19 protein-coding genes and 1 pseudogene are annotated in these 22,711 nt (G+C 54.8%); 9 read left to right on the forward strand and 11 right to left on the reverse strand.

Annotated elements, in window-relative coordinates:
- Positions 1 to 135 precede the first annotated feature (135 nt).
- Positions 136 to 1,848 (reverse strand): assimilatory sulfite reductase (NADPH) hemoprotein subunit, encoded by a 1,713-nt coding sequence (cysI, locus tag CNE01S_RS07430; protein ID WP_061274758.1) that lies wholly within the window; start codon positions 1,846 to 1,848, stop codon positions 136 to 138.
- Positions 1,848 to 3,653, reverse strand: a complete 1,806-nt coding sequence (gene cysJ, locus CNE01S_RS07435; RefSeq protein WP_061274760.1) for an NADPH-dependent assimilatory sulfite reductase flavoprotein subunit — start codon at positions 3,651 to 3,653, stop codon at positions 1,848 to 1,850. Before cysJ ends, cysI begins: the two co-directional genes overlap by 1 nt.
- 303 nt (positions 3,654 to 3,956) lie before the next feature.
- On the opposite strand from cysJ, the gene queD reads away from it, so the two are divergent.
- The 4 genes from queD to CNE01S_RS07455 all read left to right on the forward strand — a co-directional run bounded on the left by queD (position 3,957) and on the right by CNE01S_RS07455 (position 6,568).
- A complete protein-coding gene (queD, locus tag CNE01S_RS07440; protein WP_162473299.1) occupies positions 3,957 to 4,322 on the forward strand; it encodes a 6-carboxytetrahydropterin synthase QueD in 366 nt (121 codons plus the stop codon).
- 113 nt (positions 4,323 to 4,435) lie between these two features.
- Entirely contained in the window at positions 4,436 to 5,710 is a 1,275-nt protein-coding gene (locus CNE01S_RS07445) for an FAD-dependent oxidoreductase (protein WP_061274762.1), read from the forward strand.
- Complete coding sequence (locus CNE01S_RS07450) at positions 5,707 to 5,979, forward strand: ferredoxin family protein (RefSeq protein ID WP_061274764.1); 273 nt, start codon at positions 5,707 to 5,709, stop codon at positions 5,977 to 5,979. Before CNE01S_RS07445 ends, CNE01S_RS07450 begins: the two co-directional genes overlap by 4 nt.
- 13 nt (positions 5,980 to 5,992) lie before the next feature.
- Positions 5,993 to 6,568: a glycerol-3-phosphate responsive antiterminator gene (locus tag CNE01S_RS07455; RefSeq protein WP_008458359.1), complete on the forward strand. Its 576-nt coding sequence runs from the start codon at positions 5,993 to 5,995 to the stop codon at positions 6,566 to 6,568.
- On the opposite strand, the gene CNE01S_RS07460 is transcribed toward CNE01S_RS07455, so the two are convergent.
- The 5 genes from CNE01S_RS07460 to CNE01S_RS07480 all read right to left on the reverse strand — a co-directional run bounded on the left by CNE01S_RS07460 (position 6,552) and on the right by CNE01S_RS07480 (position 11,902).
- Positions 6,552 to 7,418, reverse strand: a complete 867-nt coding sequence (locus tag CNE01S_RS07460) for an electron transfer flavoprotein subunit alpha/FixB family protein (protein ID WP_061274766.1) — start codon at positions 7,416 to 7,418, stop codon at positions 6,552 to 6,554. The genes CNE01S_RS07455 and CNE01S_RS07460 overlap by 17 nt on opposite strands.
- On the reverse strand, positions 7,415 to 8,194 hold the full coding sequence (locus CNE01S_RS07465) for an electron transfer flavoprotein subunit beta/FixA family protein (protein ID WP_061274768.1): 780 nt from the start codon (positions 8,192 to 8,194) through the stop codon (positions 7,415 to 7,417). Before CNE01S_RS07465 ends, CNE01S_RS07460 begins: the two co-directional genes overlap by 4 nt.
- Positions 8,172 to 9,527, reverse strand: a complete 1,356-nt coding sequence (locus tag CNE01S_RS07470; RefSeq protein ID WP_061274771.1) for an MFS transporter — start codon at positions 9,525 to 9,527, stop codon at positions 8,172 to 8,174. Before CNE01S_RS07470 ends, CNE01S_RS07465 begins: the two co-directional genes overlap by 23 nt.
- A gap of 64 nt (positions 9,528 to 9,591) precedes the next feature.
- Positions 9,592 to 11,046, reverse strand: coding sequence for an FAD-binding oxidoreductase (locus CNE01S_RS07475; RefSeq protein WP_061274773.1), 1,455 nt, complete (start codon positions 11,044 to 11,046; stop codon positions 9,592 to 9,594).
- A gap of 70 nt (positions 11,047 to 11,116) precedes the next feature.
- Positions 11,117 to 11,902, reverse strand: coding sequence for an SDR family oxidoreductase (locus CNE01S_RS07480; protein ID WP_061274776.1), 786 nt, complete (start codon positions 11,900 to 11,902; stop codon positions 11,117 to 11,119).
- Positions 11,903 to 12,249: 347 nt separating this feature from the next.
- Between CNE01S_RS07480 and CNE01S_RS07485 the strand changes: the two genes are divergently transcribed.
- Entirely contained in the window at positions 12,250 to 13,548 is a 1,299-nt protein-coding gene (locus tag CNE01S_RS07485) for an MFS transporter (RefSeq protein WP_061274778.1), read from the forward strand.
- Positions 13,549 to 13,574: 26 nt separating this feature from the next.
- Positions 13,575 to 15,053, forward strand: a complete 1,479-nt coding sequence (locus tag CNE01S_RS07490; protein WP_061274780.1) for an FGGY-family carbohydrate kinase — start codon at positions 13,575 to 13,577, stop codon at positions 15,051 to 15,053.
- 45 nt (positions 15,054 to 15,098) lie between these two features.
- Here the strand turns inward: CNE01S_RS07490 and queE are convergent, their stop codons facing one another.
- A complete protein-coding gene (queE, locus tag CNE01S_RS07495) occupies positions 15,099 to 15,770 on the reverse strand; it encodes a 7-carboxy-7-deazaguanine synthase QueE (RefSeq protein ID WP_061274781.1) in 672 nt (223 codons plus the stop codon).
- 262 nt (positions 15,771 to 16,032) lie between these two features.
- On the opposite strand from queE, the gene CNE01S_RS07500 reads away from it, so the two are divergent.
- The 3 genes and pseudogenes from CNE01S_RS07500 (at position 16,033) to CNE01S_RS07510 (ending at position 18,329) form a co-directional block, all read left to right on the forward strand.
- Complete coding sequence (locus CNE01S_RS07500) at positions 16,033 to 16,746, forward strand: nucleoside recognition domain-containing protein (protein WP_061274783.1); 714 nt, start codon at positions 16,033 to 16,035, stop codon at positions 16,744 to 16,746.
- Positions 16,739 to 17,206, forward strand: coding sequence for a YjiG family protein (locus CNE01S_RS07505; RefSeq protein WP_008458378.1), 468 nt, complete (start codon positions 16,739 to 16,741; stop codon positions 17,204 to 17,206). The genes CNE01S_RS07500 and CNE01S_RS07505 overlap by 8 nt, the downstream gene beginning before the upstream one ends.
- A 3-nt stretch (positions 17,207 to 17,209) precedes the next feature.
- Positions 17,210 to 18,329 (forward strand): annotated as a pseudogene (locus CNE01S_RS07510) (M20 family metallopeptidase).
- Between the two features lie 31 nt (positions 18,330 to 18,360).
- Here CNE01S_RS07510 and adhP read toward each other — a convergent pair.
- The 3 genes from adhP to pyrG form a co-directional block, all read right to left on the reverse strand.
- Complete coding sequence (adhP, locus tag CNE01S_RS07515) at positions 18,361 to 19,377, reverse strand: alcohol dehydrogenase AdhP (RefSeq protein WP_061274785.1); 1,017 nt, start codon at positions 19,375 to 19,377, stop codon at positions 18,361 to 18,363.
- 167 nt (positions 19,378 to 19,544) lie between these two features.
- Positions 19,545 to 20,849 carry a phosphopyruvate hydratase gene (eno, locus tag CNE01S_RS07520; RefSeq protein WP_016538007.1) on the reverse strand — a complete coding sequence of 435 codons (1,305 nt, stop codon included), beginning with the start codon at positions 20,847 to 20,849 and terminating at the stop codon, positions 19,545 to 19,547.
- An 87-nt stretch (positions 20,850 to 20,936) separates the two neighbouring features.
- A complete protein-coding gene (gene pyrG / locus CNE01S_RS07525; RefSeq protein ID WP_038479387.1) occupies positions 20,937 to 22,574 on the reverse strand; it encodes a glutamine hydrolyzing CTP synthase in 1,638 nt (545 codons plus the stop codon).
- Positions 22,575 to 22,711: the final 137 nt, after the last annotated feature.

The following is a 22,711-nucleotide window of genomic DNA, read 5'->3' on the forward strand; positions in this document are numbered from 1 at the left end:
GGGAGAGGGGGGAAACCGAATTATTCCCTCTCCCCTGCACTCTCTGGAAGGGAGAGGAGAAAGCCAGATTCAGTATTCTTTGTCTGTTAATCCCCTCTCCCCTTTGGGGAGAGGGTTAGGGTGAGGGGGTAAAAACTAGTCCCACAAATCCCTGGCCGGGTCGAGCACCGGGCGAATAATCCCGGCGCGCACGGTGAAATCGCCAAAGCCTTCATCGGCCTCACGCTCATTCGCCCAGCGCCCCACCAGCTCGTCAATCGAGCTGAGGATTTCCGGCTCGGTGATGTTTTCACGATACATGCGGGGAATACGCGTCCCGATACGGTTGCCGCCAATGTGCAGGTTATAGCGCCCAGGCGCTTTCCCCACGAGGCCAATTTCGGCCAGCATCGCGCGGCCACAGCCGTTCGGGCAGCCGGTGACACGCATCACAATGTGCTCATCCGGCACCTTGTGTTTATCCATCACCTGCTCAACTTTGGTAACAAACTCAGGCAGGAAGCGTTCGGCCTCCGCCATCGCCAGCGGGCAGGTAGGGAAAGACACGCAGGCCATCGAGTTCTCGCGCTGCGGGGTGACCGCGTTCATCAGCCCGTGCTCGGTAGCCAGTTTCTCAATTTTAGCCTTTTCGCTTTCCGGCACGCCGGCGACGATCAGGTTCTGGTTTGCCGTCAGGCGGAAATCGCCTTTATGGATCCGGGCTATCTCCAGCAGGCCTGTTTTTAGCGGGCGATCCGGGTAATCCAGAATACGGCCGTTTTCGATAAACAGCGTCAGGTGCCATTTGTCGTCGATGCCCTTCACCCAGCCGATACGGTCGCCACGGCCGGTGAATTCGTACGCGCGGGTCGGCTCAAACTTGATGCCGGCACGGCGCTCAACTTCCGCCTTAAACACGTCCACGCCGACGCGCTCAAGGGTATATTTGGTTTTAGCGTTTTTACGGTCGGTACGGTTCCCCCAGTCGCGCTGGGTCGTCACCACCGCTTCCGCTACCGCCAGAGTATGCTCCAACGGAATGTAGCCGAATTCGCTTGCCGTGCGGGCATAGGTATTTTTATTCCCGTGCTCGATGGACAGGCCACCGCCGACCAGCAGGTTAAAGCCAACCAGCTTGCCGTTTTCCGCAATCGCGATGAAGTTCATGTCATTGGCGTGCAGATCCACATCGTTCTGCGGCGGGATCACCACCGTGGTTTTAAACTTACGCGGCAGGTAGGTCGGCCCCAGAATTGGCTCTTCGTCCGTGGTGGCGACTTTTTCTTTATCCCACCAAATCTCGGCGTAGGCACGAGTGCGCGGCAGCAGGTGCTCGGAAAGCTTTTTCGCCCATTCGTAGGCTTCCTGATGCAGCTCAGACTCCACCGGGTTAGAGGTACACAGCACGTTGCGGTTCACGTCGTTAGCGGTCGCCAGCGCGTCCAGGCCGACCTCGTGCAGCATTTCATGCGCGGGTTTGACGTTCTTCTTCAGAATGCCGTGGAACTGGAACGTCTGGCGGTTGGTCAGGCGAATGCTGCCGTAGATAGTCTTATCTTCAGCAAACTTATCAATGGCCTGCCACTGCTGGGTGGTGATGATCCCGCCCGGCAGACGGCAGCGGAGCATCATCGCGTGGCGCGGTTCCAGCTTCTGCTCAGCACGCTCGGCGCGAATATCGCGGTCATCCTGCTGATACATGCCGTGAAAGCGGATCAGCAGGAAGTTGTCGCCGTTGAAGCCGCCGGTCAGGCCATCCTGCAGATCTTCTTTAATGGTGCCGCGCAGGAAATCGCTGTCGCGTTTCAGTCGTTCGGCGTCGACCAGTTTGCCTTCGACCACCAGAGGGCCAGGGTGTTTTTCGCTCATTAGTAGACATCTCGCTGATAACGGCGCTCAACGCGCAGCTCACTTAAAAATTCATCTGCCGCTTCGGTGTCCATGCCACCGTGGACGGCAACCACTTCCAGTAACGCCTGTTCAACGTCTTTCGCCATACGGTTGGCGTCACCGCAGACGTAAATGTGGGCACCTTCTTGAATCCAGCGCCACAGTTCCGCGCCTTTCTCGCGCAGTTTGTCTTGTACGTATATTTTATGCTGCTGGTCGCGGGACCAGGCTAAATCGATGTTCGTCAGCAGGCCGTCTTTGACGTAGCGCTGCCATTCCACCTGGTACAGGAAATCTTCGGTGAAGTGTGGGTTGCCGAAGAACAACCAGTTTTTGCCACCTGCGCCGTCGTTGTCGCGCTGCTGAATAAAGGCGCGGAACGGGGCAATACCGGTGCCGGGGCCAATCATAATGACCGGAGTTTCCGGGTTTGCCGGTAAGCGGAAGTTATCGTTGTGTTCAATGAACACGCGCACTTCGCCATCTTCTTCAAGGCGATCGGCCAGGAAGCCGGAAGCCCCGCCCGTGCGGGCACGACCTTCGATGTCATAGCGCACCGCGCCCACTGTAATGTGGACTTCGGTTTCAGCTTCCGCCTGCGAAGAGGCAATAGAGTAAAGACGCGGCGTTAACGGGCGCAATAGGCCAACCAGCTGTTCAGCCGTCAGCTCCGCCGGGGCGTAGCGAGCCATATCCACAATCGGCGTAGTCTGCGCGTAATGCTGTAATTTTGCTTTATCGCCCACCAGCTCGAGCAGCGCCGTGTTGCGGGTCAGCTGGGCGTAGTTTTCGACGATATTGCCGGTGTTCACAGTCAGTTCAAAGTGCCACTGCAGGGCTTCGCTCAGCGGCAGCGTTTTGCCGTCAACGGTGACGCTTTCATCACCTTTCAGCCACAGCAAATCCGTCAGCTCTTTCACCAGCGCCGGATCGTTCTGATACCAGACGCCAAGCGCATCGCCCGGCCGATAGCGCAGGCCAGAATCGCCAAGATCGATTTCGATGTGGCGCACGTCTTTATCGGAATCGCGGCCGGTAATCTTCTGGTTAACCGCGAGCGTGGCGGTTAACGGTGATTCTTTGCTGTAAGGGCTGGTGAAGATTTCGTTGCTCACGCCCGTAGCCGTCGCGGTAGCCTGAGCTGGGGTTTCCGTCGGCACGCGAGATTTCAGCAGCTCGACAATCTTGCCGCGCCATTCCTGCGCCGCAGGCTGATACTCTACGTCGGTATCGACGCGATCCAGCAGACGCTCACCGCCTAATTCTGCCAGCTTGCTGTCGAAGTCTTTGCCGGACTGGCAGAAGAATTCATACGAGCTGTCGCCAAGGCCAAAGACCGCAAACGCGGTACCGTCAAGCTTTGGAGCCTTCTTCGAAAACAGGAATTTGTGCAGGGCCACGGCCTCTTCAGGCGGCTCCCCTTCCCCTTGCGTGGAGCTGACGACAATCAGCAGCTTTTCCTGGGCAATTTGTTTGAATTTATAGTCGCCCGCATTCACCAGGTTAACGTTCAGCTTTGCCGCCAGCAGGTCGTCACGCAGCTGCTCGCTCACGCGGCGCGCGTTGCCGGTCTGCGAAGCGGAAATCAGCGTGATAACCGGCACTTCTGCCGCAGGGGCCGGAGCCGCCGCGACAGCGCCAGGCTGCTGGTTAATCATTCCCCAGAAATAGCCGGACAGCCAGGCCAACTGAGTGGTTGAAAAATCAGTGGTCGCCGCCTGAAGGCGTGCCAGCTGGTCCGGCGTTAGCGGCAGCAAAGCGCTCGGTGGAACCTGAGAAGTCATATGTATTTAGCTTCCAGTAGCAAAGGGCAAAAAAAGGGCTTACAGACTGTAATGAGTCAAGGTTAACCAGCAGGTTATCAACAATTAAAGAAGGGATGGAAATAATAAATAACTAAAACGACTAATCGTTTTTTCAGGTAAATCATAGTGTTAAAAGTGATTACCTAACCCACTGATGAGTAAATGATTTTCTCTCATTCACCATTACTTACAGCGTTCTGCCGGGCAATGCGCCGTTTAGTTAATGCGAAAAATAGTCCATTCCGCTATCATGCGGCGGTTTTTTGAATTCCAGAGAGTCGAATGATGTCCACCACCCTGTTTAAAGATTTTACCTTCGAAGCCGCCCACCGCCTGCCGCACGTCCCGGAAGGCCACAAATGCGGCCGCCTGCACGGCCATTCCTTTATGGTGCGGCTGGAAATTACCGGCGAGGTAGATCCGTATACCGGCTGGATCATGGACTTTTCCGAGCTGAAAGCAGCGTTTAAGCCGACTTACGATCGCCTCGATCACTATTATCTGAACGATATCCCAGGGCTGGAAAACCCCACCAGCGAAGTGCTGGCGAAATGGATTTGGGATCAGATGAAGCCTGTCGTGCCGCTACTGAGCGCGGTGATGATCAAAGAAACCTGCACCGCAGGCTGCGTTTATCGCGGCGAATAAGAATGAAAAAAAGTCCGGAAATCACCCCGGACTTTTCCCGTCTGCGCTCCTCATCAAGCTAATTTTCTTCCCGCTTTGGTAAGCTACTCTGTCGCAACTAAAAGGTGCACGGGATGGCCACTACAGATTTCGATATTATCGTCGTTGGCGCAGGGATCGCAGGCTCCTGCTGCGCGGTAGAGTGCGCGCGCGTCGGGCTAAATGTTCTGCTTGTTGAGCGGGCAAATCAGCCCGGAGGCAAAAATCTGTCGGGCGGCAGGCTTTACACCGCCGCGTTTGATGCTCTCTTTCCTGACTTTTCTCGCTCTGCCCCGCTCGAGCGCTGTATCACCCATGAAAAGCTCTCCGCGCTGACGGCAGAAACGTCAACGACGTTGAGTTTCCAGCACCCTTCGGCGGCGTCATACAGCGTGCTGCGGGCCCGGTTGGATCCGTGGCTATTCCTGCAGGCTGAACAAGCTGGCGCCCAGTGCCTGACGGCGACTCAGGTTGATAGCCTGCATGTTGAAAACGGCGTGGTTAGCGGCGTAGTGATTGATGGAGAAGTGCTGAGCGCCAAAGCCGTCGTTATCGCCGAAGGTGCCAATACCTTACTGGCTGAGCAAAACAAGCTATTGAACAAATTACCCGAGCACGACGTTGCCGTTGGCGTTAAGGAAGTGCTTGCGCTGCCGAAAGAAGATCTCGAAAACCGTTTTGCCCTCGAAGGGAACGAAGGCGCGGCCTGGCTGTTCATCGGTGGCGTCTGCGGCGAGCAGCCCGCAGGTGGTTTTCTCTATACCAATAACGATACGCTTTCTGTCGGCATTGTTTGTCCGCTCTCTTCGCTCCGGGCTTCCTCCGCAGCGCTTCCTGACTTGCTGGAAAACTTCAAACAGCACCCAACGCTGCGCCCGCTTTTACGCCGCGCCGAGCTGGTGGAATACGGCGCCCATCTCATTCCTGAATGTGGCCTGAACGGGCTCCCCGAACGCCTGGCCGGCCCCGGCTATTTGCTGGTGGGCGATAGCGCCCGTTTCTGTATCAATACCGGCTTCACCGTGCGCGGCATGGATTTGGCTGCGCTTTCGGCAAAAGCTGCGGCACAAACGCTGATTCAAGCGCTGCAGGAAAATGAAAGTGTCGATCTTCATCAGGCATACCGCCGACAGCTGGAGCGCACTTCTCTGTGGGCGGTAATGGACCGCTACCGCAAAATGCCCGATTTTTTACAAACGCCGGGGCTGTTTCAGGACTATCCGCACCTGCTGGCCGAGCTGCAGCGTGATATCTTTGATCCCCAAAGTTCACCGCCGCCACGGCTCGGCAGCCTGCTGTGGAAGCACGCCCGCAGGGCTGGTATCTCAAGGCTGGTGAAAGACATTGTTCGCGGAGGGCGCAGCCTGTGAATCTGCATGAGAAACTGGCCAAAAATGCCTGGCAACCCGCAGAGAAACCGCACATTGTTCCTGCGGATAGTCCCGACAGAGAAAGCCTTGCCCTGCTGGTACGCGCCTGCCCCGCCGGGTTATACCGCCAGAAAGAAGACGGCAGCCTGCACATTGATATCACCGGCTGCCTGGAATGCGGCACCTGCCGCCTGCTGTGCGATGAACAAACCCTCAGCCGCTGGCGTTATCCGCCCGCCGGCTGCGGCATCCAATTACGCTTTGGTTAATGGAGTTCAAGCTGTGTCCCTGATGTCCCTACTCAAGCAACACCCGCTGATTGCAGCGGTAAAAGATAACCAGAGCCTGCAGCTGGCGCTGGAGTCCGACTGCCAGGTCATTTCCGTGCTGTACGGCAATATCTGCACGATTACCGGCATCGTGCAGCAAATTAAGAAGGCCAATAAGTATGCGCTGGTGCACGTCGATTTACTGGAAGGGACGTCTAATAAAGAGATTGTGATTAACTTCCTGAAGCTGGTGACCCAGGCCGACGGTGTGATCAGCACCAAGGCGCCGATGGTGAAGGCGGCCAGGGCGCAGGGTTTCTTTGCCATTCACCGGCTGTTTATCGTCGACTCCATCTCTTATCACAACATCGATAAACAGGTGGCCCAGTCAAACCCGGACTGCATCGAAATCCTGCCGGGCTGTATGCCGAAAGTGATGAAATGGGTCACTGAAAAAATCGATCTGCCGGTGATTGCCGGTGGCCTGGTGTGCGACGCGGAGGATGCCAACAACGCGCTCAGCGCCGGAGCATTGGCTATCTCCACCACCAATACCGGCGTCTGGCAGTTGGCTAAATATCTTCCCTGACGCAGTTTTGCAGCTCGGTGAGCACCGGCAGCAAATCATCTACGATCCCTACATCAGCATGGCGGAAAATCGCCGCCTGCGGATCGTTATTGATGGCAACAATGAACCGGCTGTGGGCAATGCCGCTGATAAAAGCTGGTGCCCCGGAAATACCCGCCGCAATACAAACGTCGGCGGCAACCTGGGTGCCGGACATCCCCAACAGCTTGTCCATACTGCACCAGGCGTGCATCACCGCTTCGCGACTGGCGCCGGTTTCCATTCCCAACCCACAGGCAATATCTTCCACCTGCGTCATGACCTGCGGGCTGCCAACTCCCCGCCCCACCGCCAGCACAAGCCTGGCCTCAGCCAGGCCAGATTCGGCTTCATCGGCAATTGCCGCAGACTCAACCAGCCAGCCAGGTTTCTGTGCTGCCACGGGAATCTGTACATACTCCATTTCTGGCTGCCAGGTTTTGGCTCCTGGCGAGGCGGCTACGCTCAGGCACCAAGGTTTATTGTGCAGCCGGAGAGTGGCTACCAGCGCGCCGCCGTAGGCATTTTTGCGCACCATCGGCTGGGTAAAATCCGCTTCGCTAACCGCCCCCCAGGCCTCCCCTTCCAGGCGGTGCGCCAGCCGGGTTGCAAGCTCCGCGCCCTGCCAACCAGAAGGGAATAACAGCATATCTACCGGAGCGCTGGCAAAGTGGGTATGCAAACCATCCAGCAGCGGCTCGCAGTATTCGTGCTCCGGCAGCAGCCAGGCTTCGAAATGTTCCTGGGCCATTCCACTGCGAGAAATGAAATGCCCTACCTCATTGAGCACCGACATTTTCCGGGCTTCAGGCAGAATCACGGCAATTTTCATGATTTCATCCTTTTGCGTAGCCAGTCACGGTAAAGGTTACGAGCCTTTTCGCGCACGTCGCTTCCCTGAATAATTAAGCCACCGCGCTGCCGCTGAGGGTGCTCCAGCCCCACTAGCGGAGATACAGCGGCCTCAACGCCCAGAGCTTTCACTGGCAAAACTTCAACATCCGAGGCCTTTACCGCCAGCTTTTGCCGCAGGCCCGGCGTTCTCAGGCAATAATCTCCCCGGCTTTCAATCATCAATACCGCAGGCAACCGCACGGTAAGGCGGCGTTTTCCGGTAGCACATCGCTGTTTTAGCTCAACCTGCTGCAGCGCCTGATTCACCGAAAAATCATAAACCTGGCTGAAACACGGCCAGCCCAGCTGTTCAGCAAGATAGAACCCCGTCTGCCCGCTATTACCTTCGGCACTTCGCGAACCGATGACCATTAACGAGTGAGGATGTTGCTGCTGCCATGCCGCCAGCACAGCAGCCACCGTGGCAGGCGCAAAAGTCAGCTCGTCGTCCGGCTGTAATCGTATGACTCGCTGGAACCCCAGCGCCTTAAACTGGCGTAGAAAGCTGTCAGCACGTTCGTTACCAATACTTACTGCGGTAAGATGCAGTCCCTCTGGCTGGCGCAGCAGCATCTCTGCCGCGGCCTGCTCATCTTCCCCCAGGCAAGGGCGCGTTATCGAAGTGTCCAGGCTGTCATGCCCGGCAGCCAGCCAGTCCTTCTCCGCCAGCATGGAGAGGTCTGGCTCGGCCTTAAAGGCTAACAGAATGTTCATGATTCACTCCCGGCGACTGTTCTTTATTCCCAGATGCGACAACAAGGCTCATGTTTCGTGTTTCCGGTGCCCAGAAAACTGAAACCAGCAGGCCCAACATCAGGACCGCGCTCAGCAGTAGCATGGTGTTCTGCACGCCGAAGGAGACCAGCGCCAACGGCAGCAGGCCGGTACTGATAGCCGAACCCAGTCGGCTCATCGACGTTGCAAATCCTACGCCCAGCGATCGAATATCCGTCGGGAAGCTCTCCGCCGGCAGCACGCCGACCAGGTTGCTGACCGCCGAAATGGTCAGCGTAAAAATGAAGAACAGCAGCAGGATGATAGTACCGTGCTGTGCCGGCACCAGCGCCAGCGCGGTAAGGCTGAAGAACAGCACCAGAAAGCCGCCGATCAGGAAGCCGCGCCTTGAACAGCGGTGGGTCAGCACAAGGCCCGCAATCGCCCCTATCACCAACACCATATTCAGCAGCAGGCTGGCGGTCAGGCCATCCTGCATGCCCAGCAGCCCGGTAATGGACGGCAGCCAGGTGTAAATCGCAAACCAGGGGATAACCAGGCAAACAAAGAACAGACTATTAAACGCGGTGCGCCGCCAGTACTGTTCGGAAAACAACGTGCGGAGATGGCGGGAAGTCGGCACCGCAATTTCATCGCTGATAACAACATGTTCGCCGAAGCAGCGGCGCACAATCTGGTGAGCCTCGGACACTCGCCCCTGGCGCATCAGCCAGCGGGGTGATTCCGGAGTACCCCAGCGTAAGAAAGTGATTAACAGCGCGGGAAACGCCGCGGAAGCCAGCAGCCAGCGCCAGGCATCCGGCCCACTGTCCACCATTAAATGACCAATCAGGCTTGCCAGCACGTAGCCCAGCGTCCAGACCACGCTGAACGCGCCTAGCAGCAGGCCGCGATGTTTGCGAGGGGCAAATTCGGCCAGCATGGTATGGCCCACGGAATAGTCGCCGCCCAGCCCGATGCCAATCAGCACCCGCAGCACGATCAATTGTTCCACGTTGCTCACGAAAAACTGTAAAAAAGAGGCCAGCGTGATGAGCACAAAGCTGAAGTTAAAGATTTTCTGGCGGCCAATATGATCGGAGATCCAGCCCAGCACCAGGCTGCCAAGAAACAGCCCAAACAGCGCCGAACCGCCTACCAATCCTTCCTGTAGCGGCGTCAGGCCCATTTGCGGCGTAATCATCACCAGCGCAAAGCCAATCACGCCCAACACGTAGCCGTCCGTCAGGTGAGCGCCGAAGGTCAGCCCGGCAATGCGTAAATGAAAGCGATTAAGCGGCAGGTCATCCATACGAACCGGTTCGGCGTGCATACTTTTTCCTTTGTCGACCCGTAAGTAAAGAAGCCGGCTCCAGAGAGCCGGCCTACCTGTACGGTTATTTTTCAATCGGCCAAATCGTGCCGGTATTCATGATGCCGTTCGGATCGTACTGATCTTTCAGGCCCTGCATGATTGGCCAGGCGGTGCCGTGCTCCAGCTTAGACCAGTGCACGCGGTGCTTACCGATCCCGTGGTGGTGCACCATCGAGCCGCCGAGGCGAATCGTCTCTTCAACGATGATTTTGTTCAGCGGGTTGTGGTACTTGTCGATCTCCTCTTCCGGCTTACAGTCCACCACGTTGTAGTCGTATACAAAGTACATGTTGGTGCCGTTGATGTAGCTGTGGGAGGAGTGGCCGCCCAGCATAGTGATGTCGCCCGCATGAGGGAACTCATTACGAATGCGCTCGATCACATTGTGGTAAATCTCATGGATGCAGCTCCAACTGCCGGAAACTTCGGTGGTGAAGCCCATGTTGCCGGTTTTCAGGATCTGCACGCGCTCAGCGGCTACTTTATCCGGGCCCCAGTTCAGGTTGTTGAACCAGGTTTCGATGAGCTTGCTGTCCACCTTCTTACATTCAGGATGACGGGCAACAATCTCTTCGATGCCCGCACCAGTCGCTTCCGCCAGGCGTTTAACGCCTTCCGCCATAAAGATCAGCACGCATTTACCGTCCGCAAAATGGGTGAAGTGCTGAGTGCCATCTTCGGCGTCATACAGGCGGGCAATCGACGGACGATACCCTTCGGCCATCACTTCGCGCAGGATGTTGAAGCCGGTTTTCATGTTGTCGAGGATGTAGCCGTAGAACAGATTGTTTTCCGGCATGTATTTGAAGATTTTTACCGTCACTTCGGTGATGTAGCAGAGCGCCCCTTCGTTACCGATAATCACGTGGCGAATGTCCGGGCCAGCGGCACGGCGTGGCACGTTTTTAATGCGCGTGATGCTGCCGTCCGGGAACACGGCTTCGAGGCCAACGACCATGTCTTCAATCGCCCCATACAGGGTTGAGAACTGGCCGATGCTGCGGGTTGCGACGAGGCCCCCCATTTGCGCCAGCGGCTTGGATTGCGGAGAGTGGCCGGTGGTGTAGCCTTTCACGCGCAGGGCATCTTCCAGCACTTCCAGCGGTACGCCGCACTGAGCGGTGGCCTGCATGTTTTCAATATCGATATCGACAATCTTGTTCAGCCCGGAGCCGTCCAGCACCACGGAGTTTTTCACCACGGCTTCCAGGCCGCCTTCCGTTGCGGAAGCGCCGGTGCGTGGGATACAGGTGATGCGGTTGCTGTTCAGAAACGCCAGTACGCTGGAAACTTGCTCAGTGCTCTGCAGTTTCACTACCGCGGCCGGCAGCGGCTGAGTGTACACGCCATGAATATCCGCATATTTTCTGAACCGGTCGATACTGTTTTTCTGCAATACTTTTTCATCGGTAATAACCTGCTGCGGGCCAACGATTTCTTTTAATTGGTCCACAATTGCTTCGCGAGATAAAGACATGACAACTCCTTCCTGACAAATAAGGGAATACGGATAACAATAAGAGAAAGCAGGAACCACCCTGCGAGAATTACCTGACTAAATAACCACCATCAACCACTAATAAATGACCATTCACATAATCTGAAGCACGGCTGGATAAATAAACCATTGCCCCCATAAGATCCTGCGTTTCACCCCAGCGATTGGCTGGAATATGATCAAGCACGCGCTTATTGGTTTCCGGGTTTTTACGGGTTTCAGTAGTAATGTCGGTGGCATAATAACCAGGCGCTATACCGTTCACCTGAATATTATATTGACCTAATTCATCACAATACGCTTTCGTTAAGCCAGCCAGCGCGTGTTTTGTGGCGGAATAAGCAGGAGACCACTGCCCGCCAAGATAAGAAAATAGCGAACAGATATTAATGATTTTTCCGTGCTGTTGCGGAATCATCACTTTGGCCGCTTCGTGGCTTAATTCGAATGCCGCGGTCAGGTTAATGTTGATCATCGGGTCCCAGTCGGCGCGCCCGAAGTCCAGCACCTTGTTGAGCTTACAAATCCCGGCGTTGTTGACCAGAATATCCACCGAACCAAAGGTTTCCAGGCACTGGGCGATGACCTGAGCCGGAGCGCCTTTCTCCGTGATATCCACGGTCATAAACGCCACTTTTACACCTTGCTGTTCAATAAGTTGGCGCGTTTCGCCTTTCTCTTCCACCACCGTTGGAATAAACACATTTGCCCCGGCCTTAGCCAGCGACATAGCGAACGCCTGCCCCAGCCCGCTGTTACCGCCGGTGACAATCGCCGTCTTCCCTTTGAGCGAGAAGAAGTCCAGTGAGAATTCGTTGAGTGCGCTGAGCGACATGATGAACTCCTTAAATTTTTTAAACGCAAAAAAAATGAGAAAAGCAAGCTCCCCCCGAAAGGGAAGTTACTTTTCTCATCGTCTCTAGTAACTGGCTAAAATAAGTATCATAGCGAGGAATCGCGTTGTGTGATCAATGTCACAACTCATTAACGGGAAGGTTTTATCACTAAATTATTCACCATGAAAACCAATAGCGTGATATTTCTCACACTAAAAAACCGCTCCACATGTTAATAATCTCCGCAATTACTAGAGCCCATGAGAAAAGTAATCAGCCCCCAGCAGGGATTGGTTACTTTTCTCTTTTTTTTGCTTTTAACAATCCTAATTACTGAGAGCACACCATGCGTGATTCAAATTTTCGTCGCTGGCTAACGCTGGCAATAATAAGCATCAGTGGTGGTGTAAGTTTTGACCTGGCTTATTTAAGGTATATTTACCAAATCCCAATGGCAAAATTCATGGGATTTAGCAATACCGAAATAGGCTTAATTATGAGTACTTTCGGAATAACCGCAATTATCCTTTATGCGCCGAGTGGAATTATTGCTGACAAATTCTCCCACCGCTTAATGATGACGCTGGCGATGATTGCCACCGGTCTGCTGGGGATTGTGATGGCTTTCTACCCGCCGCTGTGGGTGATGATCGTCATTCAGGTCGCCTTCGCCGTGACGACGATTCTGATGCTGTGGTCAGTCTCCATTAAAGCCGCTTCCCTGCTGGGCGATCACAGCGAACAGGGGAAAATCATGGGCTGGATGGAAGGCCTGAGAGGCGTGGGAGTCATGGCGCTGGCGGTCTTCACCATGTGGGTATTCTCACGCTTCGCGCCGGAAGATGCCAACAGCCTTAAAGCCGTTATTCTTATCTACAGCGGCGTTTATATTGCACTCGGCGTGCTGTGCTGGTTCTTTGTTAGCGACGGTTATACCGGCCGTACGGAGGATGCTCAGGAAGCCAAAAAACCGGCGTTCCAGCTCAAAGATATCCTGTCCGTTTTACGAATCAGCACCACATGGTACTGCAGCATGGTTATCTTTGGGGTCTACACCATCTATGCAATCCTGAGTTATTCCACCAACTATCTGACCGAGATGTACGGCATGTCGCTGGTGGCCGCCAGCTACATGGGCATCGTGATAAATAAAATTTTCCGCGCCGTTTGTGGCCCGCTGGGCGGCATTATTACGACCTACAGCAGAATCAAATCGCCCACTCGCGTTGTACAGTTGCTCTCTATTGTTGGCGCAGTTGCACTGATGGCGCTGTTGGCGACCAATGCCAACCCTCAGTCCGTTGCGATGGGCATTGGGCTTATTTTGCTGCTGGGCTTCACCTGTTACGCCTCACGTGGGCTGTACTGGGCCTGCCCCGGCGAAGCCAGAACGCCGCCCTATATTATGGGCACAACCGTGGGTATCTGTTCGGTCATAGGCTTCCTGCCGGACGTGTTTGTTTACCCGCTTGTCGGCCACTGGCAGGACACCCTGCCGGCTGAGGAAGCCTACCGTAACATGTGGCTGATGGGATTAGCCGCGCTGTGCATGGTCATCGTGTTTGCCTTTTTGCTGATTCGCAAAATTCGCGCAGCCGATGTGGCACAGGAAAAATTGGCATCACTGGCCGCAACAGGCGAGTGATGAGGGAAAATTGAAGGAGAAAGGCAATGTCAAAGAAATACATCATTGGGATTGATGGTGGCAGCCAGAGTACAAAAGTCGTGATGTACGATCTGGCAGGCAATATCGTCTGCGAAGGCAAAGGGCAGCTCCAGCCGATGCACACGCCGGATGCAGATACCGCCGAACACCCTGACGACGACCTGTGGGACTCACTGTGCCGCGCCGGACAGGATTTAATGAGCCACTTCACGGGTGACAAGAATGCCATCGTCGGGATTGGCCTCGGCTCTATACGCTGCTGCCGTGCGTTATTAAAGGCCGACGGGACGCCGGCTGAGCCACTGATCAGCTGGCAGGATGCTCGCGTCACGCGCCCCTATGAGCACACAAATCCTGATGTCGCATGGGTGACTTCATTCTCCGGGTACCTGTCCCACCGCTTAACCGGCGAGTTCAAAGACAATATCGCCAACTATTTTGGCCAGTGGCCGGTGGACTACAAAACGTGGTCATGGAGCGACGACGGCGAAGTGCTTAAAAAGTTTAATATTCCACGCACCATGCTGTTTGATGTTCAGATGCCTGGCACGGTCATTGGCCATCTTACCGAAAATGCGGCGAAGGCTACGGGCTTCCCGGCCGGATTACCGGTAGTTTGTACCACTAGCGATAAGCCGGTAGAAGCGCTTGGGGGCGGGCTGCTGGATGACGAAACGGCGGTGATTTCTCTCGGCACCTATATCGCGCTGATGATGAACGGTAAAGCGCTGCCGAAAGCCCCGGTGGCCTACTGGCCCATTATGTCGTCTATTCCTGAAACGCTGCTGTATGAAGGCTACGGCATCCGCAAAGGGATGTGGACGGTGAGTTGGCTGCGGGACATGCTGGGCGAGTCGCTGATTCAGGACGCGAAAGCACAGAATCTTTCTCCGGAAGGGTTGTTGAACAAGAAAGCGGCGCTGGTGCCGCCGGGCTGCAACGGCCTGATGACCGTGCTGGACTGGCTGACCAATCCGTGGGAGCCGTTCAAGCGCGGGATCATGATCGGCTTTGATTCCAGCATGGACTACGCGTGGATTTACCGTTCGATTCTCGAAAGCATCGCCCTGACGCTGAAAAACAACTACGACAATATGTGCCATGAAATGGACCACTTTGCCAAACACGTGATAATCACAGGCGGCGGCTCTAATAGCGATCTGTTTATGCAGATCTTTGCCGACGTGTTCAACCTGCCGGTCAGACGTAACGCGATCAACGGCTGCGCAAGTCTGGGGGCGGCAATCAACACCGCCGTTGGGCTGGGGCTGTATACCAGCTATGAAACCGCCGTCGAAAAAATGGTGCGGGTCAAAGATGTGTTTATGCCGATAGAAAACAACGCGAAACGCTATGAGGCACTAAACAAGGGGATTTTCAGGGAGTTAACGCAGCATACTGACGTCATTCTGAAAAAATCGTATCAGGTACTGCACGGGGAGTTAGATAACACGGACTCGATTCAAAGCTGGTCCAACGCTTAACTAACGGTTTACGCCGGGTGTGATAACCGCACCCGGCTTTGCTCATCAGGCAATATTCAAATATTTGTGCGTTTGCATCGACAAGCGCCAATTTCGCGCGATGCAGGTTTCAATGCACAGGCGCGTCGCGTCGTCTTTTTGGCTAATAGGCTGCAACGCGATGATACGGCTTTTCTCATCCGTCAGCGTAGCCAGCAGTTCGTCCAGCGCTTCAACGTCACGCATACGTCCAACCGGATGCTTAATTTCATCCGCACGCTCCAGCGCCTGGGAAAGAATGTCATACCCGCCGCGCATATTCACCTTCGGGGAAACCGTCACCCAGGTGTTTGCCGTGCAACGCACTTCGTGAGTACCGCTGGTTTCTATCTGGCAGCTAAACCCGTTTTTCTCGAGCAAATCTGTCAGCGGCTTGAGATCGTGAATGCACGGCTCACCGCCGGTGATCACTACATGCCGCGCGGTATAGCCCTGACGGCCAATAACCGCCAGCAGATCTTCAGCGCTTGCCGCGCCCCATTTATCGCTTTCTTTGGTTTTAGCCAGGATGCTGAACAGCGACACTTCACGATCTGCGAGCTTATCCCAGGTATGTTTGGTATCGCACCAGGCGCAACCTACCGGGCAACCCTGCAGGCGAATAAAAATGGCGGGCACGCCGGTAAAATAGCCTTCCCCTTGCAGGGTCTGGAACATCTCGTTAATCGGGTACTGCATAATCATCTCAGTCATAGTCACAAAAAGTAATTATCGCAGAACTGGCGAGGGAGATCATGCGAAAGCGGCTACGCCGCAGCGATGCATGATGCTCGGGCCGCGCACAGAGCCTCCGTTTTCACGGCTACTGTGTGCCAGCTCCCAACTTTCTTATGGTGATTAAACGTTCGCCCCTCATGTTGATCACCGTCATAACAGCACGTATTGCTAACTTCTAGCATCCCTGTGGCTTTCCCCCTGTAATCACATAAGGAAATGATAAATGGATGATTCTTCTGTTCCCGGACAACAAAGAGTTGGGCCCGGCGCCTGGTTTAGCCTGCTGTTTGCGATGGTCTTTTTCTCCGGCCTGTTGGGCGGAAAAAACTGGTACGGCGTCTTCGACTTCACCACGTTAAACGGTGCCTTCGGCAAGGTCGTTAGCGGCGTAAGCCCGGCGGGTGAGTCGCTGGATGTCGCCAAAAGTGCCTTTCGCGGCAACGGCGGGTATGGCGCAATGGACGGTTTTCTTTTCGCTTTCGGCCTGATTCCTGCCGTGATGTTTGCGCTGGGCATGATTAACGTGCTGGAACACTACGGCGCGCTGCGTGCCGCAAGAAAACTGCTGACGCCTCTTCTTCGGCCCCTGATGGGCATTCCCGGCGCCACTGGCCTTGCGCTAATTGGCAGCCTGCAAAGTACCGACGTTGGCGCGTCGCTGACCCGGGTTCTGGCGGATGAAGGCCAGATTACCGAAAAAGAAAAAACCGTGTTCACCATGTTCCAGTTTTCCGCCGGAGCGATGATCACCAACTTCTTCTCTTCCGGCGCGGTGCTTTTCACGCTGATCGCCGTTGATGGCAGTCAGGCCGTGCCAAGCTCTATCGGCATGTGCGTCGCCGTGATGTTCATTATGAAAATTGTGGGGGCAAACATGATGCGCCTGATCCTGAACGTCACAGAGCGCAAAGCAAAAACAGAGGTGCAACATGGCTGATGCAGCAAAACCGATGATCACCGATGTCTTTGTAGCCGGAGCGCGTAAAGGCTGGACCATAGCCACAACCAGCACGCTGCCTAATGTGTTGATGGCATTCATTATTATCTATGCGCTTGAATTGACGGGCGCGCTGCAGGGTATGGCGTGGCTGTTTGGCCCGGTAATGAAACTCTTTGGGCTGCCCGGTGAAGCCGCGGCGGTACTCATCGGCGGCTGGATGTCGATGGGCGGGGGCGTAGGCGTCGCTATTAGTCTGTTTGAAAGAGGAATTCTCAGCGGTGAACACCTGGCTATCCTCGCGCCGGCCATCTATTTGATGGGCTCTCAGGTGCAGTATGCCGGGCGTATTCTCGGCGTCGTTGGCATTCCTGCGAAACGCATTCCACTGATGATAGCCCTTTCCGTACTCAACGCATTTTGCGCCATGTTGATCATGCGCGTGCTTATTCTGGAGTAATTCATGGACCTGAAACAGTATCTTCAAGAGTTAAAACGAGTCGTGAATATCGACTGCGGCACCGCTACCCTTGCTGGCGTGGAAGAGGTCAGCCATATCTTTCAGCAATGGTATCTGTCAGAAAACTGGCACTGTGACAGCGTTGATCTGGGAAACAAAGTGGGGCCGGGTTTGTTTGCCACCAATAAACCCAATGCCACACGGTACGACGTTTTACTGGTGGGGCATATGGATACCGTATTCCCACCGGGAACCGTTTCAGAGCGCCCTTTCAGCATTGAAGGCGATCGCGCCTATGGGCCTGGCGTGTCAGACATGAAAAGCGGGTTGCTCTCTATCCTTTGGGCTTTACGCGGCCTGGACAAAGCCGATCTTGAGCGGTTGGCTATCGCCGTAACCATGAACCCGGACGAAGAAACGGGCTCGGTGCATTCGCACGAATGGATCGGTGGCATAGCGAAGCGCAGTCGGTACGTGCTGGTATGCGAAGCTGCAAGAGCCGACGGTTCCCTGGTGAAAGCCAGAAAAGGCATGGCCCGCTACCGGCTGGCTTTTAAAGGCGTAGCCGCTCATGCGGGCAACGATCCGGAAAAAGGCCGCTCTGCGGTGAAAGCGCTCGCTCACGCGGTGCTGGCAATCAGCGATCTGGCCGATATCACGAAGGGCACCACGCTGAACACCGGTGTTATTTCCGGCGGTGTCGGGGCGAATATCGTGGCGGATAGCGCGGAGATGATTGTCGATCTCCGCTTCAATGATAACGATGAATATCTGCGGGTTAACGAGGCCGTTCAGTCGTTCAGCCAGTGCCAGTTCGAGCCCGATGTGTTAACAACCGTCGAACAGCAGGCACAAACGCCAGCGATGTCGCCTTCCGCCGAAACGGAAAAGCTGATGAAGCTGGTGGAAAAGGCCGGTGAGGCTGTCGACGTGGACGTCCGCTGGCAGGCGGTGGGCGGTGGGCGGTGGCTCGGATGCTAACCACACGGCGGCGCTGGGAGTGCCTTCCCTGGACGGATTTGGCCCTGTAGGTGCCGGCTTCCATTCCCCTTCCGAATATCTGGAGCTGAACAGTATCGAACCTCGGGTTCGGCTGCTGCGCGAGGTTATCCGCTCGCTGTAAAACAAGGCCGGGGTCTTCCCGGCCAGCTTCACTATTTTTTCAGTTTAAAATCAATCACCATGCGGCCTTTGATTTGGCCGCTCTCCATTTCATGGAAAATGGTATTGATGTCCTCCAGGGGACGCAGCGTCACCTTAGGCGTGACCTTTCCTTCCGCTGCAAACTGGAATGCCTCAGCCAGGTCCTGACGCGTACCGACCAGCGAGCCAACAACCTCAATGCCGTCCAGTACCAGGCGAGGAATGTTCAGGCTCATGGACTCCGGTGGCAGGCCAACGGCCACAATACGAGCTCCAGCACGAACAGCGTCAACGGCGGAGTTAAAAGCAGCTTTCGCAACGGCGGTTACTACCGCTGCGTGAGCGCCCCCGGTTTTTTCCTGAATGATTTTTGCCGCGTCTTCGTTGCGGGAGTTGATCACCAGATCGGCCCCGCTCTCTTTGGCAAATTCGAGCTGGGCATCGTTGACGTCAACGGCAATGACCTTAGCATTAAAGACGTTTTTGGCGTACTGCAGCGCGAGGTTACCGAGGCCACCCAAACCATAGATAGCAATCCATTGGCCCGGCTTGATATGGGATACTTTTACCGCTTTGTAGGTCGTTACCCCGGCACAGGTAATGCTGCTGGCTTCTGCAGAAGCCAGGCCATCCGGCACTTTTACCGCATAGTCGGCCACCACGATGCACTCTTCAGCCATACCGCCATCGACGGTAAAGCCCGCGTTGGTTACGCTGCGGCACAGGGTTTCATTACCAGAATTACAGTATTCACAGTGGCCGCATCCGCGGAAGAACCAGGCCACGCTTGCCCGATCGCCCACTTTCAACGAGCTGACACCCGGCCCAATCGCCCTCACGATGCCGATGCCTTCATGCCCCAGCGTGGTGCCGGTGACATCACCAAAGTCGCCATTTTTTACGTGCAAATCCGTATGGCAAACGCCACAGCATTCCATAGCCAACAGTGCTTCACCATGCTCCAGCGAACGCACGGGTTTATCAATGATATCGACTGAATGGTTCTGACTTACAACTGCTGCTTTCATATGCGGTCTCCTGACCTGATGTGAATAACCCGACAAGCCTGGCCCAGCGAGCCAAAGGACGCAATAGATAAGCGTTAATTAAGCATTTGATGTGAAAGGTTTTAAATTTAAGACGAAAAAAAACCCGCCGAAGCGGGTTTTTCAAAGTCTACAGCAGCAGTAAGAACTTACTGGCCTTTAACTTCTTTCAGACCGTTGAACGGCGCTGGGGTGCCCTGTGCAGCCAGTGCTTCTTCGATACGAATCAGCTGGTTGTACTTAGCAACACGGTCAGAACGGCTCATAGAACCGGTTTTGATCTGGCCAGCAGCGGTACCAACAGCCAGGTCAGCGATGGTAGCGTCTTCGGTTTCGCCTGAACGGTGAGAGATAACCGCAGTGTAGCCAGCGTCTTTCGCCATTTTGATCGCAGCCAGAGTTTCGGTCAGGGAACCGATCTGGTTGAATTTGATCAGGATGGAGTTAACGATGCCTTTTTCGATACCTTCTTTCAGGATCTTGGTGTTGGTTACGAACAGATCGTCACCAACCAGCTGGATTTTGTCGCCCAGAACTTTGGTCTGGTATGCGAAACCAGCCCAGTCAGATTCGTCCAGACCGTCTTCGATAGAAACGATTGGGTAATCTTTGGTCAAGTTTTCCAGGAAGTGAGTGAACTCTTCGGAGGTGAACGCTTTGTTGCCTTCGCCAGCCAGAACGTATTTACCGTCTTTGTAGAATTCAGACGCTGCACAGTCCATTGCCAGGGTAACATCTTTGCCCAGCTCGTAGCCTGCTGCTTTAACCGCTTCAGCGATAACAGCCAGCGCTTCTGCGTTGGAACCCAGGTTAGGCGCGTAGCCGCCTTCGTCACCAACAGCAGTGTTCATGCCTTTGGACTTCAGCACTTTAGCCAGGTTGTGGAACACTTCAGAACCGATACGTACTGCTTCTTTCAGAGTTTTTGCGCCAACAGGCTGAATCATGAACTCTTGAATATCAACGTTGTTATCAGCGTGCTCGCCGCCGTTGATGATGTTCATCATAGGCAGAGGCATAGAGTATTTGCCTGGGGTGCCGTTCAGTTCAGCGATGTGAGCGTAAAGCGGCAGGCCTTTAGAGGCAGCAGCAGCTTTAGCAGCAGCCAGAGAAACAGCCAGGATGGCGTTAGCGCCAAACTTGGATTTGTTCTCGGTGCCATCCAGATCGATCATGATCTTATCGATGTTAGCCTGGTCTTTAGCATCTTTGCCAAGCACAGCTTCAGCGATCGGGCCGTTAACCGCAGCAACAGCTTTCAGTACGCCTTTACCCATGAAACGAGATTTGTCGCCATCGCGCAGTTCCAGAGCTTCACGGGAACCGGTAGAAGCACCTGATGGTGCAGCTGCCAGACCAACGAAACCGCCTTCCAGGTGAACTTCGGCTTCAACAGTCGGGTTACCGCGGGAGTCGATGATTTCACGACCGATCACTTTCACAATTTTGGACATAGTAGGTTTTCCTCAAGTCACAACGTTAAACTAAAACTCCAGACAAACAACGCGCGATAATGTCGCGCGTTGCCGTTCTAACTCTGCTTACTTCGCCTGGCGTTTCTGGTACTCACCGGCGGCTTTCACGAAGCCTGCAAACAGTGGGTGCCCGTCACGCGGAGTCGAAGTGAATTCCGGGTGGAACTGGCAGGCAACAAACCATGGATGATTTGGCACCTCGATGATTTCCACCAGTTGGTCATCACCGGAACGACCTGCAACACGTAAACCAGCTGCTTCAATCGGTTTCAGCAGCATGTTGTTGACTTCGTAGCGATGGCGATGGCGTTCAACGATTGTTGGCTCACCGTACATCTGACGAACCAGGCTGCCGTCGGTCAGCTGGCACTGCTGCCCGCCGAGGCGCATGGTGCCGCCCAGATCGCTCTTCTCGGTGCGCACTTCAACGTTGCCTTCTTCATCGCGCCACTCGGTGATCAATGCCACCACAGGGTACTTACAGTCTGGCACAAATTCAGTGGAGTTGGCGTTATCCATGCCCGCCACGTTACGGGCGAACTCGATAAGCGCAACCTGCATACCCAGGCAAATGCCGAGGTACGGGATGTTGTTTTCACGGGCATAGCGCGCGGTGGCAATCTTGCCTTCAACGCCGCGGTAGCCAAAGCCGCCAGGGATCAGGATAGCATCCAGACCTTTCAGCAGCTCAACGCCACGAGTTTCAACATCCTGTGAATCAATCAGCTTGATGTTCACGGTCAGACGGTTTTTCAGCCCGCCGTGTTTCAGCGCTTCAATCACCGACTTATAGGCATCCGGCAGTTCAATGTACTTGCCGACCATACCGATAGTGATTTCGCCCGTTGGGTTGGCTTCTTCATAGATAACCTGTTCCCATTCTGCAAGATTGGCTTCCGGCGCGTTCAAGCTGAATCGTTTACAAATATAATCGTCCAGCCCCTGTGATTTCAACAGGCCTGGAATTTTATAGATAGAATCGACGTCTTTCAGAGAGATTACCGCTTTCTCTGGAACGTTACAGAACAATGCAATCTTCGCACGTTCGTTGGCCGGAACAACGCGGTCAGAACGGCAAATCAGCACGTCTGGCTGGATACCAATGGAGAGCAGTTCTTTTACGGAGTGCTGGGTCGGCTTGGTTTTCACTTCACCGGCTGCGGCCATGTAAGGCACCAGCGTCAGATGCATGTAGAGGGTGTGCTCGCGGCCCACTTCTACCGCCATCTGGCGAATCGCTTCAAGGAACGGCAGGGATTCGATGTCACCGACGGTACCGCCGATTTCAACCAGCACCACGTCGTGGCCTTCGCCGCCTTCCAGAATACGTTCTTTAATGGCGTTGGTGATGTGCGGGATAACCTGCACGGTCGCGCCAAGATAGTCACCACGGCGCTCTTTACGCAGAACGTCAGAGTAGATACGGCCGGTGGTGAAGTTGTTACGGCGGCTCATCTTGTTACGGATAAAACGCTCGTAGTGACCCAAATCCAGGTCGGTTTCAGCGCCGTCTTCGGTAACGAACACTTCCCCATGTTGAATAGGGCTCATGGTACCCGGATCGACGTTGATATACGGATCGAGTTTCATGATGGATACGTTGAGGCCACGGGCTTCAAGAATAGCTGCGAGGGAGGCTGCGGCAATGCCTTTACCCAGAGAGGAAACGACCCCGCCGGTCACAAAAATATAGTTCGTTGTCATGCTGAACCTGAGAAGTTAGGTTTAAAGACGATGGAATAACCAGGACGGGAAAGTAGTATACCCGAACAGCATGGGCGCCACAAACATTCATTCTGTTCCCCGGAAATCAATCCGGCCCCACAGTCAGGCTAAGAAAA

Source organism: Cedecea neteri NBRC 105707 = ATCC 33855 (genome assembly GCF_001571265.1).
GTDB lineage: Bacteria > Pseudomonadota > Gammaproteobacteria > Enterobacterales > Enterobacteriaceae > Cedecea > Cedecea neteri.

Coding starts and splice junctions, on each gene's coding strand:
- cysI (WP_061274758.1), bottom strand. CDS start 1,848: ATGAGCGAAAAACACCCTGGCCCTCTGGTGGTCGAAGGCAAACTGGTC.
- cysJ (WP_061274760.1), bottom strand. CDS start 3,653: ATGACTTCTCAGGTTCCACCGAGCGCTTTGCTGCCGCTAACGCCGGAC.
- queD (WP_162473299.1), top strand. CDS start 3,957: ATGATGTCCACCACCCTGTTTAAAGATTTTACCTTCGAAGCCGCCCAC.
- CNE01S_RS07445 (WP_061274762.1), top strand. CDS start 4,436: ATGGCCACTACAGATTTCGATATTATCGTCGTTGGCGCAGGGATCGCA.
- CNE01S_RS07460 (WP_061274766.1), bottom strand. CDS start 7,418: ATGAAAATTGCCGTGATTCTGCCTGAAGCCCGGAAAATGTCGGTGCTC.
- CNE01S_RS07465 (WP_061274768.1), bottom strand. CDS start 8,194: ATGAACATTCTGTTAGCCTTTAAGGCCGAGCCAGACCTCTCCATGCTG.
- CNE01S_RS07470 (WP_061274771.1), bottom strand. CDS start 9,527: ATGCACGCCGAACCGGTTCGTATGGATGACCTGCCGCTTAATCGCTTT.
- CNE01S_RS07475 (WP_061274773.1), bottom strand. CDS start 11,046: ATGTCTTTATCTCGCGAAGCAATTGTGGACCAATTAAAAGAAATCGTT.
- CNE01S_RS07480 (WP_061274776.1), bottom strand. CDS start 11,902: ATGTCGCTCAGCGCACTCAACGAATTCTCACTGGACTTCTTCTCGCTC.
- CNE01S_RS07485 (WP_061274778.1), top strand. CDS start 12,250: ATGCGTGATTCAAATTTTCGTCGCTGGCTAACGCTGGCAATAATAAGC.
- CNE01S_RS07490 (WP_061274780.1), top strand. CDS start 13,575: ATGTCAAAGAAATACATCATTGGGATTGATGGTGGCAGCCAGAGTACA.
- queE (WP_061274781.1), bottom strand. CDS start 15,770: ATGCAGTACCCGATTAACGAGATGTTCCAGACCCTGCAAGGGGAAGGC.
- CNE01S_RS07500 (WP_061274783.1), top strand. CDS start 16,033: ATGGATGATTCTTCTGTTCCCGGACAACAAAGAGTTGGGCCCGGCGCC.
- CNE01S_RS07505 (WP_008458378.1), top strand. CDS start 16,739: ATGGCTGATGCAGCAAAACCGATGATCACCGATGTCTTTGTAGCCGGA.
- adhP (WP_061274785.1), bottom strand. CDS start 19,377: ATGAAAGCAGCAGTTGTAAGTCAGAACCATTCAGTCGATATCATTGAT.
- eno (WP_016538007.1), bottom strand. CDS start 20,849: ATGTCCAAAATTGTGAAAGTGATCGGTCGTGAAATCATCGACTCCCGC.
- pyrG (WP_038479387.1), bottom strand. CDS start 22,574: ATGACAACGAACTATATTTTTGTGACCGGCGGGGTCGTTTCCTCTCTG.